Here is a 14241-nt window from a genome sequence, read left to right on the forward strand (position 1 = left end):
CTTCTTTCAGATTCCGCCTCACGACGGACACCCTTGCCTCTGGCTGTGAGCTTGGCACTACCTCCTGCTCATCGGGACTTTCACCCTATAGAAATCGCCAATGCCGGGCACACGACAAAAAAGCGGCCCGGGATGAATCGGACCGCTTTTCTTTGCTTCAGGGCTTTTTAAAGGCCCGGCTACAGCGCCTTAGAGCGCAAACTGCGCTTCGGCAAACTTCCAGTTCACGAGCTTCGCGAAGAAGGCTTCAATGAACTTCGGACGGGCGTTGCGGTAGTCGATGTAGTAGGCGTGCTCCCAGTCGTCGAGCGTGAGGACGGGGGTCTTGCCTTCAGCAACCGGCGTGCCGGCGTTCGACGTGTTGACGATCGCGAGCGAACCGTCGGAGTCCTTCACGAGCCAGGTCCAGCCGGAGCCGAAGTTGCCGGCAGCCTGCTTCGAAAAGGCGGCGACAAAGGCGTCGAACGACCCCCAGGTCTTTTCGATCGCGGCGAGGAGCGCGCCTTCCGGACGGCCGCCGCCGTTCGGGGTGAGGCACTTCCAGAAGAAGGAGTGGTTGAAGTGCTGCGCGGCATTGTTGAAGAGACCGCCCGCGGAGCCGCGGATGATGTCTTCGAGCGCGCGGCCTTCCCATTCGGTGCCCTTCACGAGGTTGTTGAGGTTCGTCACATAGGAGCGATGATGCTTGCCCCAGTGATATTCAATCGTCTCGGCGCTCATCGCGGGAGCGAGCGCATCGTGAGCAAAGGGGAGCTCGGGAAGCGTGAATTCGGTCATTTTTTTGTCTCCTGGATAAGGAAAGTCTTGGTGCCCTGCATCATATCATTCGGGTTTTCCCTCTGCCCGGATTCTTCTCCGGCATTGGAAATAAATTTGTTGCGAAATCCGACAGATATGATTTATCTACCCTGGTGATAGAAAAGACCTTTGCCGCAAAGCTTCTGGTCACATCTTTTCGGAGCGAATGCTCACACGCTCAACAACCGCTCTCGCCTCGCCGTCGAAGAACCGAACCTCAATCGCGTTCCCCTTCGAAAGATCCCGTGCCGCGCCGACAACGCGGCCACCCGAAGAGATCCGGGCATAACCCGCGCGCAAAGGTCGATCAGGGTCGGCAAGCTTCAGGGCCGTCTCCGCCTGAGCAAGGCGCAGACCTAGCTGAGTCACGGTCCGCATCGGATCGGGCTTCTGCTGAAGCGCCCGGCGGTATTCCCTCTCGGCGTCGCCGAGCTTTCTCTCAATTGCGTCGTTGAGCCGCTCTCCAGGCCATCCGAGGCGTTCTCCGCGCCTCTTTTCCTGGAGGTCCGCCATGGCAAGGAACTGCTCCGCCCGGTCCTCGAGCACCCGTTCCGGCGCCGAGAGGACGCGCTCCGGATCGGCGAGAAAGGCCGCGGCCCGCTCCACGCGCTCCGAATGCGTGCGAAGCACGAAGTCCGCCGACTTGAAGCGTTCCGCCATAAGGCTCACTGCCCTTTCGGCATTCGCGAGCCTCAGATCCATATCGGGCATGAGGGTTTGAGCCCGGTCGAAGCGCTGCATGGCGTGCTGAATTTCGCGGGTGAGTCCGCCCGAAAGTGCGTCGAAGAGCTTTTCGAGGCGCTTCATCCAGTATTCGCGGTCGGGACCGATGGATTCGGCGGCTGCCGTCGGGGTGGACGCCCTCAGATCCGCCGCAAAGTCCGCGATCGTAAAGTCCGCCTCATGCCCGACGCCGGAGATGACGGGCGTTCGCATCGCGCGGATCGCGCGCGCGAGCTTTTCGTCGTTGAAGGCCTGAAGGTCCTCGTAGGCGCCTCCGCCTCTCACGAGAAGCACCACGTCCGCTCCCGTGCGGTCGGCGGCGCGAAGGGCTGCAATCAGTCGTGCAGGCGCATCCGCCCCCTGGACCGGCGCCTCCACATGGAGAATCTGCACCCAGGGGGTTCTGCGCTCGATCGTGCGGCAGACGTCGCCGTAGGCGGCCGCAATGGAGCTCGTTACGAGCGCTACCCGTCTGACGAACCCCGGAATGGGGCGCTTCTTCGAAGCATCGAAAAGTCCCTCAGCCTCGAGCTTCGCCTTCAACCTCAGAAAAGCCTCGTAGAGGCTTCCCTGTCCCGCCGGCCGCCATTGCGAGGCAATGATCTGAAGCTTTCCGCGCTCGGCATAGATGTCCGTCCTTCCGCGGATTTCAATCTTGTCGCCGATCACAAAGAGGCGCCGCCCCTGCCGGGCGCCGCCGAAAAGGACGCAGTCGATGAGTCCTCTCTCGTCCTTGATGCTGAAGTAGACATGCCCGGCCCCGGACGTCTTCACCGCCGCGACCTCGCCCGAAATCCATAAGCCGTCGATGACGCCGTCCAACGCATTCCGGATCCGAGTGAGGGTCTCCGAAACCGTCAGGGGCTTTGCTTCCTCGATCGCACCTTCACGGTCGGGAGACGCACGGTTCATGAGCGCGGCCGTGCCCTCAAAGGCCGGAACAGATTCCCCGCGCTCTGCGGCCATCACCGACATCAGGGAGGGGGGCTCTTTCGGATAAACCGGAGGCGGCATGAAGGGACTTACCGCGGGACGGCCGGAAACGCTCCTCGTACGGCTCACGCCCATAGAGGCGCTCCCGAAAGCCGCCGTGCGGGACCGGGAATAACGCGCGGAGGCCGAGTTCACAGAATCCGACGCACGGTTGGGCTCTGCTGAGGCTCGCCGCCTGAAGCTTTGCTCCTCCGGCTTCGCCTTTCCCGCGACAGCGTCGGAACGGCTGCTGCGGACCTGCCGGACGCTTCGGACCTCCCGCTCGGCCTCTTCAAAGAGACTCTCGAAAAAGAGTGCATCGTCCGCTCCGGGATCATTGAAATCGTCGGGCGGTCCGCTGTGAAATCGGCTGGCCATGGAGGATCTTCTGAAAAGGAATAAGAAGGACTTTTTCGCGCGCTTCATTATGACAGCGTGGCATCCGGCTGTCGGAATCGGGGCGGTGGATAACCGCCATTCCTTTTCCACAGGATCGCCCGGCCTCATCTCAAACGTCCGGCACCTTGCTGATCAAGGCTTCAGCGCCGGAAGGCGAAAGAGCCATCCACAGGAAATGTGAATAACTCGCGATTTGCACAAAAAATAGGCAACAGGAAAATTTTAAGAAAACTGAAGGCGTTGAAATATTTCTCCCAAAGTTGTCCACATGTCTGTCCACGGGCATGGAGGACAACCCGCAGGCAGAACTTCCGCACCGATTTGTCCACAGCAGATTCCAGGCGGTTTGTCAAGGGAGGGGCCTCAGCGCAGAAGATCATCCGACACGCCTATTAATGCCGAACGCCTTACATAGAGAGGAAAAAAGAAGAATGATACGGTTATCACTTCGAAGCTCATTCCCGCCTTTTGGATTCATTTTTCTCCCGGAACCCCGTTCTGTCCACAGAGTTATCCACAGACTTGATTGCGTTTTCCCTTTCCATGACAAAGGCCCGCCATATAGGGCTTTCTAATTAGTTCCGATAGTTGCAGATTCGGGAAGAGCAAAAGCCGGCAGAAGTTCTCCACTTTTCCACATCAAAAGTTGTCAACCGGGAATTTGTCCGGACGGGCGATCCGGACCGCCTCCGGCAGCCACTAAAAGACAAGCAGCTCCGGCTGCCGGACATCCATCCAGCAAAACGGAGCTGCAGTCTCTGAAGGGTCACGGGAACTCCGGAGCCCTGACGTGTCGGAAGCGTTACTTCGCGGCCTTCATAACTTCTTCGCCAGCGATGTGGCCGAAGACGAGAAGGTCCGTGAGCGCATTGCGGCCGAGGCGGTTGCCGCCATGAATGCCGCCCGTGATTTCGCCCGCGGCGAAGAGTCCCGGAATGGGCTTCCCGTTCTGGTCGAGAACGCGCGTTTCCTCATCGATCTTGAGGCCGCCCATCGTGTGATGGATCGTAACCGTGATGGGCACGCAGTAGTAGGGCGCCTTGTCGACGGGCCAGCCGATCACGGCCTTCGGCACGGAGAGCGCGGAGTCGGACTGGAGCTTCGCGGCTTCGTTGTAGACCGCGATCGTCTTTTCGAGACCCTCGGCGCTGATGCCCGCGGCCTTCGCGAGTTCAGGGAGCGAATTGGCGCGGAAGGCGTAGCCGTGCGTGATGGCGCGTTCGATATGTTCCGGACGAACCTTCTTCGCGTCGATCGTCTTCTGGTCGTAGATCGAGAAGGCGACCTTGCCGGGCTGCGCGAGGATGCCGTGAGAGATGTCGTCGCGGCGGCCGGTTTCATCGGCAAAGCGGAGACCGAGCTTGTTGACGTAGGGCGTGTCCTGCGGACGGCCGGCGATATTGGATTCAAGGTCGCCGTTCTTCGGATTTCCGTGCGGATGGATCTGGATCCAGGCCATGCCTTCGAGCGCCGCGCCGTCCTTCACCGCTTCCTCGATCACTTCGCCCGTCGTGCCGGGCTGGTTCGAGGTGGCCGTCACGCTGATGCCGTTGTACTTCTTCACCATTGCGAGGTTGGCGCCGTAGCCGCCGGCAGCGAGAATCACGCCCTTCGAGGCCGTGAACTTATGCTTCTGGCCATTCTTGTCCTGTGCAATCACGCCGGTGACGCGGCCGTTCTCGCGCACGATGTCGACCACCTGCATGTTGGTGAGGATGCTCGAACCCGCAGCCTTAACCTTGTCGGCAAGCGGCTTGATGTAGGCGTCATAGGTCGAGATCGGGGAGACTCCGTCCTTGGCGCGCGGGAACTGAGCGCGCGGGTAGAGCGCGCCGATCCCCATGTCGACATACTTGCGGGCGATGTGCTCCCAGGTCATGTCGGACTGGTCGTCGAGCCACAGCATGGCGCGCGTGGCGTTTCGCGCCATCACGAGAACGAGCTTCGGATCGGCCTTGCAGTCGCCGCCGATGAGGGTCTGAAGCGCAAAGAGTTCAGGCGTATCGAAGATTTCCTTGCGGCCCGAAGCCTTGTAGTCGGCGTACTGCTTTCGCACGGTATCCTGGATCGCCTGGATTTCCGCAGTCGGCACCTTGGCGTTGAGATACTTCTCGACAATCGCCTCGAGCGCCGGCGTCATCGGCTGGAGCTTTTCGGGTTCAGGATCGATCGCCGACATGTTGCCTTCGCTTCGTGCGGTGTTGCCGCCGATCATGGCCATCTTTTCGAGAACGATGACGCGTGCGCCCTGCTCCACTGCCGTGGCGGCAGCAACAAGACCGGCGCCGCCGGCACCCACAATGACGACGTCGGCCTTGGTCGGGAAGGAAGCCGCAGCGGCATCCTTATGCGCCGCCTTCGCCTTCATCGACTTCGGATCGGCGCCCGCCTTTTCGAGCGCCTTCGAAACCGCAGCCTTAATGGCGTCGGACGTGATCGTTGCGCCCGAAACGACGTCGACGTTCGGGGACTGGGCGGCGACGATGGCCGCGGGAAGCGCATCGGTCGCGAGCGACCCGATGCCCGGAGTTTCAGTGCTTTTCACAATGCGGACGGCCTCAATGCGGTTCGTGGAGACGTCGACTTCAACGGCGACTTCGCCGTTTCTGCCCGTGGCGGAGCCGGCGAAAGTGCCGGCCGTCATCGCCTGAGAGACGCCTGCGGCAAGGAATGTGAGAGAAAAGAGGACGAGACTGCGGGAGGTGTGCATGATGCTTTTCTGAGTTCTTGTTCGGGTTCTTTTTTCTTTCGCGGCAGACCGAACGGCCTTCTCGCGATGGACGAAATGCTAAAGATGTCCCTCGAATCGGAAAATGCGAAAATATCCTGCTCCCGGCATCAATTTTCGAAGCGACATCCATGCAGAAATCGACATCCATCGACACCTATGCGCTCGAATTCTTCCTTTCGCTCATGGAAACCCGGTCGCTTGCCGCCTCGGCCGACGACTTCGCCGTGAGCTCCGCCACGGCGCAGCGGATGCTTCAGAAGCTGAGAGCGCATTTTGCCGACCCGCTCTTCACGCGCGAAGGCTTCGCGATGCGCCCGACTGCGAAGGCCGAGAGGATTGCCGTGAAGCTCCGGCCGCTCCTCGCGGGATTGCGCCGCCTCGGGCGCGATGCGGAAGAGGACTACAGCACCCGACGGGAAACGCTCCGGTTCGCGGCCTACGACAATGCATGCGCATCGATCTTCGCGTCGCTCTTTCCCCGCCTCATGGCGCGGGCCCCCAATCTCACGCTCCAGTTCCTGCAGGCCGACGAAAGAATGTTCGAGCTTCTGCGCGCCGGAGACCTTGACTTCGTGATTTATGCGAGGCAGGGGCTTTCCCCCGACCTCCGGTCGGCGGCGCTTCTCACGACGCCCTACGTCTGGGTCGCCCGAAAATCCCATCCACTTGAAGCCAAGGCGCGAAAAAACGGCTTCATTTCACCCGCCGACGCAGAAAGCTTCCCTCAGGTGATCGCAAACGCCCAGCCCGACCGCAGAAGAACGCCCAACGGTCCCGCCGAAGGGTGGTTCCAGCCGAAGCACGGGCGCGCGCCGGTGCTCCATCTTCCCTTCTTTCTCGCCGCGCCCTATTTCCTTGAAGGCTCGGACGCGCTCTGCGTGCTCCCGAGGGCGCTCGCGGAACTCGCGCTCGACCCCGGCCGATTCTCGCTGCTTCCCGCCCCCGCAAACGCGCCCACGCTCACAATGCGCCTCGCCTGGCATAAGCGCACGGATGAGGACCCGTACTTTCAATGGGTGCGGGGACTCTTCGAAGTGCTCCTCAGAGAAAGGGAGGCGCAACATCCCGCATTTGCCCGTGCCCTCTCGAAGTCCCTAACGCAAAAAGGCGGACTTTCTCGTGAAGAGACCGGGACAGCCGGCGCCGGTACCGATTAAACTTTCAGTTTCGCTTTGGCTCTGAGGCTCGTTTTAAAGCCCACTTCTTTTGCTATATGTCTGACGACAAACCACCGCGAAGATCCGCGGCACTCTCCGGAACCGGAAAGACCGGCTTCCATTCCTCATTTCTTTTTTCGAGAGCGTGCCGCCAATGAGCAACCATCCCCGGCTTGAATCCTGGGTGCACAGCGTCTGGTCCCATAGGGGCCCGGTCGCCTGCCTCCTTTATCCGCTCTCCCTCATCTACCAGGCGGTAAGCGCTTCGCGCCGCCGCAGAACGGTGGCGAACCACCTCCCGGTGCCCGTCGTGGTCGTCGGGAACATCTACGTGGGCGGAACGGGAAAAACTCCCGTGACGATCGCGCTCGTGAGAGCGCTTCGCGCCCGCGGGTGGACCCCAGGCGTCATCTCGCGCGGGTTCGGACGCTCTGAAGACGGCGTCCGCCTCGTGACGCCCGATTCCGACGCCTCTCAGGTGGGGGACGAACCGCTTCTCATCGCGCGCGAGTCGCTCGCACCCGTGGCTGTCGGCCGCGAACGCGTGAAGGCGGGGCTCGAACTCCTTCGCGAGCATCCCGGCGTCAACATCATCATCTCGGACGACGGCCTGCAGCACGCGGCGCTTGCCCGCGACGTGGAGCTTGCCGTCATCGGAGCCAGAGGCCTTGGAAACGGCTGGCTTCTGCCCGCGGGTCCCCTTCGCGAACCGGTTTCGCGTCTCGACGACGTCGACGCCATCATCCTCAACACCACGACCGAGTCCGTTGTGGAGAGCCGCACGCCGCGCTTTGCCGCCTCGAGCTGCTTCGGCGCCTGCCGGCGGCTCTCAACGGGCGAGGTGCGAGACATCGACACGATTGCCGCCGACCTTGAGCGCACGGGCGGAAAGGCCTTGGCCGCTGCGGGCATTGCCGCGCCGGGTCGGTTCTTTGCGATGGTGCGCGGTCACGACATCGACTGCGCGGAGCTTGAGCTCGGCGACCACTTCGACTTTTCGAGCAATCCCTTCAGGGGCAGAAAGGAAGACGTCATTCTCATTACGGGGAAGGACGCTGTAAAGTGCGCGCAGATCCCTGAGATCAAGGGCGACGACCGCATCTGGGTGGTTGGCCTCGAGGTCGTTCTCGACCCTTATCTCATCGACCTCATCGACACCCGTGCTTCTGAAGCCGCGCGCAGGCTCGGCCGCCATCCAGAAGCCCAGAACGACAGCATCGAATAATTTTTTCTTCTAAAAGCATCCATGACCCAGCGCATCCCCGATTTTTTGGTCTGTCCCGTCTGCAAGGGCAAGCTCATTGCCGGCAAATCCGAAGCCGCAGCCTCGCCCGAGGAACTTCTCTGCCCCGCCTGCGCGCTTGCCTTCCCGATTCAGGACGGCATCCCCATGATGCTCGCTCAGGACGCACGAAAGCTTTCGGACGAGGAAGCCGCGAAGGTCAAGCTCGAGGCCGAGCGCCTTTCGGGGAAGGCCCCGCGCCCCGGTCAGTTCTGATTGCCATTGAATGAAGAGGTTTTAAGCATGAGCTTCACCATCATCATTCCGGCGCGCATGAAGTCGACGCGCCTTCCCGAAAAGCCCCTGAAGGACATTCTCGGGAAGCCCATGATCGTGCGCGTCGCTGAAGCCGCCCGCCACACGAAGGCCGCCCGCGTTGCGGTCGCGACCGACCATGAGGCGATTCTTGAAGCCTGCCGCGCTGCGGGCGTCGAAGCCGTTCTCACGTCGCCCGATCATCCGACCGGCACGGACCGTCTCGCGGAAGCCGCGCGCCTCCTCGGGCTCGGCCCCGATGAAATCGTCGTGAACGTTCAGGGCGACGAACCTCTGATGCCCGCCGAAGTCGTCAACGACGCGGCCGAACTCCTAGCTTCCCGCCCTGAGTGCGCGATTGCCACGGCGGCGCACACGCTCACGTCGATCGAGGACTTCTTCAGCCCCAATGTCGTCAAGGTTGAGCTCGACGCCCGGGGAAATGCCCTCACCTTCTCGCGCGCCCCGATTCCGTGGCCGCGCGACGCCTTCCGGAAAGACCAGTCGAAGCTCCCCGAAGGCTTCAAGCCCCTCCATCACCTCGGGCTCTACGCCTATCGCGTTGCGTCCCTGGAAAAGTTCCCGACACTTCCTCCCGCTCCGATTGAGGAGACGGAAAGCCTCGAGCAGCTGCGCGCCCTCTGGAACGGCGAAAAGATTGCCGTGCTGGTGCTTGATGAAGCGCTCCCTGCGGGCGTGGATACCGAAGCGGATCTCGAGCGCGTAAGAGAGGTCTTCAAAGCCAGACTCGGGGCGTAAGACGCTTCAATGGCAGCGCTCGCGCGCTTCTGTCTGGTTCTATCCAAACGGCGCATTCCGGCAGCGGGTGCGCCGTTTGGCGTTTGGGTCTCCGTGCAGGCCCGCTTTCTTCTATGGATCTGTCTCCGGCAAAAACCAACTCTGGTTGGGATAAAACCGTTTGCGTACACTAAATGCTGTTTTAGTGTAGACAACGCCTCTTTCATGAACTCAGGATGCCTTTCAGTTAAGAAAAAGGCTTCTTCTGAGGCAGCCATAGACGCACATGCGATCTCTAATGCCGTCCTCCTTCAATCTCCCACGACTTCCCCTTGCTGGCGACCCACTGCCGTGGTCATCCGACAGTTTTTCCGAATTTGCTGCCGCTGCAGCCTTGTGTCGTCTTGACGGAATGGCGGAGGCTTTCGCGAGGAACGATCTCTTCCGGGCGACCCGGGCGCTGAAGGAAGCTCAAGCCTCGAACCTCATTGAAGGCACGGCGACGACGTTCGATGAAGTCGCAGTCGCCCAAACCGGCGTTGTCCTTTCTCGCTCCAGGCGGGACGACGTGGCGGAAGTCCTCAATTGCCGGGAGGCGATGGCTGAAGGCATCTGCGCCGTACGAGGAGGCACGCCCATCACCCTGTCTCTGATTAAGGATCTTCACGCGGTACTGCTCGACGGCGCCGGAGGCATGGGGAAAAATCCGGGAGCGTTCCGGAATATTCAGGTCCATATCGGAAGACTTGGTTCAGGCATCGAGCACGCCGTCTACATCCCGCCGGCTCCTCAGCATCTTCAGGAGCTCCTTGAGAACTGGCTGCAGTTTCTGGCCCGCACCGACCTCAATCCCCTCGTTCAGGCAGCGGTCATGCATGCCCAGTTTGAGATGATCCACCCGTTCACTGACGGCAACGGCCGCATGGGCAGGCTTCTCATTTCAATGTTTCTTGCAATGAAGGGCGTGCTCCGCACCGACTGCTTCTTCCTCAGCCCGTATCTGCTGTCGCATAGAGCGGACTATTACGCCGTGCTCGGCCTCATCTCCCGGGAAAAGCACTGGGATCCCTGGATCTCGTTCTTTCTCACCGCCGTTGAGAAAGAGAGCCGTTCGAATGCAAAGCTCCTCAAAAACATGATCGGGCTCTATGAAGAAGCCAAAGCGATCATGGCCAGTCAGACAAAAGCGCCGCTCGCGAACGCCGTCCCCGACTATGTTTTCGCAAACCCCGTCTTTACGCTCCCCAAGCTGCAGGAAGAATGCCGCGAGCACATCTCGAGGCAAGGCATGGTGCTCCTGATCAAAAGGCTCGAAGAATCGGGAGCCATCCGCAAAATCGAACCCGGCAGGGGACGCCGGCCGGCGCTCTACAGCTTCACGAAGCTCATGGAGCTTCTGAGGTAGTCCACGCCTTCAGAGATAAACGCTCGGATCCCATGGCTGGACTTGAATTCGAATACCCGGCTATTGCACGAAGGCATTGCCGGTATGGCAGTCATCTCACGCGGAATCTAACGGATCTAACGGTTAGATTGTAAGATTTTTTGCATACATATCAAACTACCTGAACTACAGTGAAATTTTCGATACGAGATTATATTTTTGATCCAGATTGAGACCCGGAAAATCTGAGAGAAAGGTACTGAGTTCGCTTCCAACTCACCATGATTCACTCGCTCCGCTGCTCTCGCCCGGGCGTACGAAGCCTGCTGCAGCGCGAGATCTGTCCATCATTCTTTCGAAGACAAGGTTCCGCCGTCCGATCGGATCCCGGGCACGAGAAGCTGCGGACGCACGCCTCTGCGGGTGCAGTAGTCGTTCACCCACTTTCGGGCCGTGCTCGCGGAAATGCCGGTGCGCTTGGTAAGCTCCGCCCAAGAGATGCCGGAAAGCCGCATGCGGATCACGTTCTCGCGGACATCCTTCGGGTACCGGTACTGGTTCGTTGAGACCTTTACGCGGAAGGTTCCCTTCTTGAATTCCCGGTGCCACTCGCGCACGGTGTTGACGGAAAGATCAAGTATGCGCGAAGCCTTCGTGTAGCCTATGCCGTGCCGAAAGAGGTCCACAGCCTGCCGGCGCTTTTCTTCTGAGGGAGATCCCTTCTTCCTCGTGCGGTCTTCCAAGGGGACTGCCGGGAACATCTCCGGAATTTTCTGCTTTCTCATCTCGCACTCGTTCTCTTCGTACGAAACCGCTTCGAAAGAAAGCCCGTCTCCGAACCGATCCGGAAACGGGCTTCAGATGTGCCTGTGATATGAGATCCAGCCTTTGCGTGGAGAAGCGTTTCATGAAACCCTGAACGCGCACAGGCTTTGCGCCAGGTTTGAAATGCTCCCCAGACTGAATCCCGATGTCGTTCTTTTACGCATCCCCATCCCGGCCGCACCTGGAGTAAAGACGGCGGGACGGGATGCGTCGAAATGAATCCCCCGGGGAAGATGAAGTTCCCACTTTGATTCCCCGGGGAGACTCAAGCCTCGCGGATTAGAACGAGTAGCGGACGTTGGCGTTGAACGAGTTGTTCTGACGATCGTCGCCGCCCGCCGTGAGGCGGTAGTTGAGACCGAAGGTGAACGCGCCGTTCTGCGCTTCAACACCGAGCGTGCCCTGAACCGGGTTGGTGTCAACAACGCGGGTCGTTTCCGTGATGCCGCCGAAGTAGCTGGCAACGGCATCCTTGTCGCCGAAGGTCGGGACAACGGACACGTCAAAGGCAGGAGCAAGCTTCCAGCCGTTCACGTCGAAGGCCGCGGAGACGGAAACGCCGAGCGGGAGCTGGTAGACCGTCATGTCGTCGTAGTCGGCGCCGTACTTCGAATCATCCATGGAGAGACGATTCATGCGGATGCCGGCATGCGGAACGACGTTGACGGAGCCAGCCTTGACGAGAACTTCCGTACCCACGCCGACCGTGAAGATGTCCGCATCAAGCGATTCCTTGACGGAACCGAAGTAAGCGGACGAGGTCGAGAGGTCGTTCGAAGCCTGGGTGTAGCCGAGGTCAGCCTTGAAGTTAAAGAGACCCGTCGAGTAGGCGCCGTAGGCGGAGAAGCCGTAGTAGTCGGCGTCGTTGTCAACCTGGTGGCCCGTGCCGACGGAGTTGCCGTCGCCGGTACCGACGTTGAAGGCAACACCGAAGACGCCGCCGCAGGCAGCGGTGTAGTCAAAGCCGAGAACGGCACCGTAGATGTCGGTCTCATAGCCCTGGCCGTTGCCGTAGAGGCGCTTCGCTTCATTCGTCGTGCCGAAGACGTCGACCCACGGCGTAAAGCCCTGAGTGCGCGGCGCGTTGACGTTGGCGAGCGACGTGCGACGATCGAGCGCAGCCGTCACCTGGTCGTTGTAGTCGAGGGCAGCCGTGAAGGCGCCGCCGGCAACGGCCATGTTGGTGGCAGTGTGTTCAGCGTCGACGAAGTCAGCAACAAACTTGGCGTCGAAAGCATCTGCGAAGTCCTGGTACTGCGTTTCCGTCACGCCTTCAGCCAGGTACTGCATAGCGCCGCTGCTATTGGTATCTTCGAAATTGAAAACAGTTGCGGTTTCAGCAAGGAGACCTGCAGCCTTAGCCTGAGCGAAGAGATCAGCATTGTACTGATCGCCGATTTCATCCCAGTTGTTGTAAATGGTCCGAGCAATCTGATTGGTCGGCACGTCAAACGCATAGAGCGAGGCAGCGAGCAGACCGTAGGTGTGCAGACCCAAGTCGCGAACTTCCTTGAGCGAGCTCTCATCAACCTTCACCTCAACATTGCCGGCACCGATATCCGTGCGGCCGGTTTCGTAGAAGGCGTTAAGGAACTCATAAGTACCATTAATGTTGCCGACAGCAACGTAGTTCACGTCCTTGTTGTCAACCTTCTTGGTCGAAACGACGTTCTTGCTGAGGCCGTCGAGATAGACCGTGTCAACGGTGATCGAACCGTTAGCCACCGACACGATTTCCTGCGTCTTGTCGTAGCCGGCAGTAGCACCAACATTTGCAAGATCGATGTAGGCGTAAGTCCTCTTCGCGGCAGGGTTCTGTGCGACAGGATTAAAGTTCGGCGCAACAGAGAGAGCCGTCTGCTGACCGAAGTAGATGACGGAAACCTTACCCGTCGTATCGTTCGGATTCTCAGCGCTGTACTCTGCCTGAAGGTCCGTCAGAACCGACTTAGCCTGAGCCGTATAATTACCGACAGCAAGATACTGACCGGCGCCCACGGAAATCGCACCGGTGTAGCCGCCAGCCTGCGCCGTTGTACCAGCGGCAGCACCGGCAGCTGGAGCTGTGAAGCCCACCGTCAGAGCGGTGTACTTGGATTCGTCCGCGCCCTCCACGAGGAGATCGCGGCCGAGGAGGGTAAGCGAACCGCCCGTAAGAACCAGGGAGCCGACATTTTCGCCAGATGCAATATCACCGAGAGTAAAGGCACCCTTAGCAACATTGACGGCATTCTGCCCAATAACGACCGTGCTCTTCAGAACGCCAGTATCGCCATCTTCCTGACCGAGAGCAACGTTATTCAGTGTGAGCTTGAAGTTATCCGCCTTATCCGCATCCGCAATGATCACGAGGTCGCCGTTCGCGTCGCCGCGAAGCGCAAGGAGAGTCCCCTGCTTGCCCACGGTAACATCAGTAAGCTTTGTACCCGCGGTCACAAGGCTGGAAGAACGCGTAACTTCAACCGAACCAATAACAGTGGTCTGAGTTGGTTCAACGTTCGAAGAGGGACCGGTAGCTTCATAAGCCACTGCACTGCGTTCTACGTTGTAACCAACATGCTGCACATCCAAGAAGAGAGCCTTGCCGTCCGTGCCGACAAAGGAACCGCCCTTGAGGTGAAGCGTGTTATTAGCGCTGCTGGCATTAAGCTTAGCAAACGCCTTGGCGTACTGATCCTTTGTGTAGTCAGCAGCTCCCGTCAGCGATACATCGGTACCCGTCAGGGAAACGTTTGCCTGCGCCGCAAGAGTCGCATCGTCGTAACCGCCCTTCAGAACGTTCGTATAGGCAGTCGTCAGAGAGCCGCCGTTCTGCTGGTACTTGCTCGTGGCATCGCTGGATACAAGCGTACCGAGAGTGACTTCAGTTTTATTGACGTAGGCACAAAATAGTTGACAAGCGGCTACGGTTATGTTATAATTGATAAATGAGTTATGAAGATAAAACCACCACAACCCTCGACGGCCGCAAGGCCAC

General features: G+C 59.8%; 10 protein-coding genes. 5 read left to right on the forward strand and 5 right to left on the reverse strand.

What is annotated here, in order from left to right:
- Positions 1-189: 189 nt before the first annotated feature.
- The 3 genes from GBM95_RS08445 to GBM95_RS08455 all read right to left on the reverse strand — a co-directional run bounded on the left by GBM95_RS08445 (position 190) and on the right by GBM95_RS08455 (position 5602).
- On the reverse strand, positions 190-777 hold the full coding sequence (locus tag GBM95_RS08445) for a superoxide dismutase (RefSeq protein ID WP_152158693.1): 588 nt from the start codon (positions 775-777) through the stop codon (positions 190-192).
- Positions 778-945: 168 nt separating this feature from the next.
- Positions 946-2535 carry an exodeoxyribonuclease VII large subunit gene (gene xseA, locus GBM95_RS08450; protein WP_226963240.1) on the reverse strand — a complete coding sequence of 530 codons (1590 nt, stop codon included), beginning with the start codon at positions 2533-2535 and terminating at the stop codon, positions 946-948.
- Between the two features lie 1159 nt (positions 2536-3694).
- Entirely contained in the window at positions 3695-5602 is a 1908-nt protein-coding gene (locus GBM95_RS08455; RefSeq protein ID WP_152158694.1) for a flavocytochrome c, read from the reverse strand.
- Positions 5603-5751: 149 nt separating this feature from the next.
- Between GBM95_RS08455 and GBM95_RS08460 the strand changes: the two genes are divergently transcribed.
- The 5 genes from GBM95_RS08460 to GBM95_RS08480 all read left to right on the forward strand — a co-directional run bounded on the left by GBM95_RS08460 (position 5752) and on the right by GBM95_RS08480 (position 10460).
- Positions 5752-6780 carry a LysR family transcriptional regulator gene (locus tag GBM95_RS08460; RefSeq protein ID WP_152158695.1) on the forward strand — a complete coding sequence of 343 codons (1029 nt, stop codon included), beginning with the start codon at positions 5752-5754 and terminating at the stop codon, positions 6778-6780.
- Positions 6781-6934: 154 nt separating this feature from the next.
- The gene (gene lpxK, locus GBM95_RS08465) at positions 6935-8005 is read left to right on the forward strand and encodes a tetraacyldisaccharide 4'-kinase (protein ID WP_152158696.1); all 1071 of its coding nucleotides are present in this window, start codon (positions 6935-6937) and stop codon (positions 8003-8005) included.
- Positions 8006-8026: 21 nt separating this feature from the next.
- Positions 8027-8278, forward strand: a complete 252-nt coding sequence (locus GBM95_RS08470; RefSeq protein WP_152158697.1) for a Trm112 family protein — start codon at positions 8027-8029, stop codon at positions 8276-8278.
- 27 nt (positions 8279-8305) lie between these two features.
- On the forward strand, positions 8306-9076 hold the full coding sequence (gene kdsB, locus GBM95_RS08475; RefSeq protein ID WP_152158698.1) for a 3-deoxy-manno-octulosonate cytidylyltransferase: 771 nt from the start codon (positions 8306-8308) through the stop codon (positions 9074-9076).
- 277 nt (positions 9077-9353) lie between these two features.
- Positions 9354-10460 (forward strand): Fic family protein, encoded by a 1107-nt coding sequence (locus GBM95_RS08480; protein WP_226963241.1) that lies wholly within the window; start codon positions 9354-9356, stop codon positions 10458-10460.
- A gap of 326 nt (positions 10461-10786) precedes the next feature.
- On the opposite strand, the gene GBM95_RS08485 is transcribed toward GBM95_RS08480, so the two are convergent.
- Complete coding sequence (locus GBM95_RS08485) at positions 10787-11224, reverse strand: helix-turn-helix domain-containing protein (RefSeq protein ID WP_152158700.1); 438 nt, start codon at positions 11222-11224, stop codon at positions 10787-10789.
- Positions 11225-11543: 319 nt separating this feature from the next.
- Positions 11544-13793: an autotransporter domain-containing protein gene (locus tag GBM95_RS08490; RefSeq protein ID WP_152158701.1), complete on the reverse strand. Its 2250-nt coding sequence runs from the start codon at positions 13791-13793 to the stop codon at positions 11544-11546.
- Positions 13794-14241: the final 448 nt, after the last annotated feature.

Origin of the sequence: Sutterella seckii (genome assembly GCF_009183815.1) — a bacterium.
In the GTDB taxonomy this organism is placed as follows: Bacteria; Pseudomonadota; Gammaproteobacteria; order Burkholderiales; family Burkholderiaceae_F; genus Sutterella; species Sutterella seckii.

What these genes read in the sequence shown, in the direction of transcription:
- GBM95_RS08455 (WP_152158694.1), bottom strand. Translation starts at nt 5,602, where the DNA reads ATGCACACCTCCCGCAGTCTCGTCCTCTTTTCTCTCACATTCCTTGCC.
- GBM95_RS08485 (WP_152158700.1), bottom strand. Translation starts at nt 11,224, where the DNA reads ATGAGAAAGCAGAAAATTCCGGAGATGTTCCCGGCAGTCCCCTTGGAA.
- kdsB (WP_152158698.1), top strand. Translation starts at nt 8,306, where the DNA reads ATGAGCTTCACCATCATCATTCCGGCGCGCATGAAGTCGACGCGCCTT.
- xseA (WP_226963240.1), bottom strand. Translation starts at nt 2,535, where the DNA reads ATGCCGCCTCCGGTTTATCCGAAAGAGCCCCCCTCCCTGATGTCGGTG.
- GBM95_RS08480 (WP_226963241.1), top strand. Translation starts at nt 9,354, where the DNA reads ATGCCGTCCTCCTTCAATCTCCCACGACTTCCCCTTGCTGGCGACCCA.
- GBM95_RS08470 (WP_152158697.1), top strand. Translation starts at nt 8,027, where the DNA reads ATGACCCAGCGCATCCCCGATTTTTTGGTCTGTCCCGTCTGCAAGGGC.
- GBM95_RS08445 (WP_152158693.1), bottom strand. Translation starts at nt 777, where the DNA reads ATGACCGAATTCACGCTTCCCGAGCTCCCCTTTGCTCACGATGCGCTC.
- lpxK (WP_152158696.1), top strand. Translation starts at nt 6,935, where the DNA reads ATGAGCAACCATCCCCGGCTTGAATCCTGGGTGCACAGCGTCTGGTCC.
- GBM95_RS08460 (WP_152158695.1), top strand. Translation starts at nt 5,752, where the DNA reads ATGCAGAAATCGACATCCATCGACACCTATGCGCTCGAATTCTTCCTT.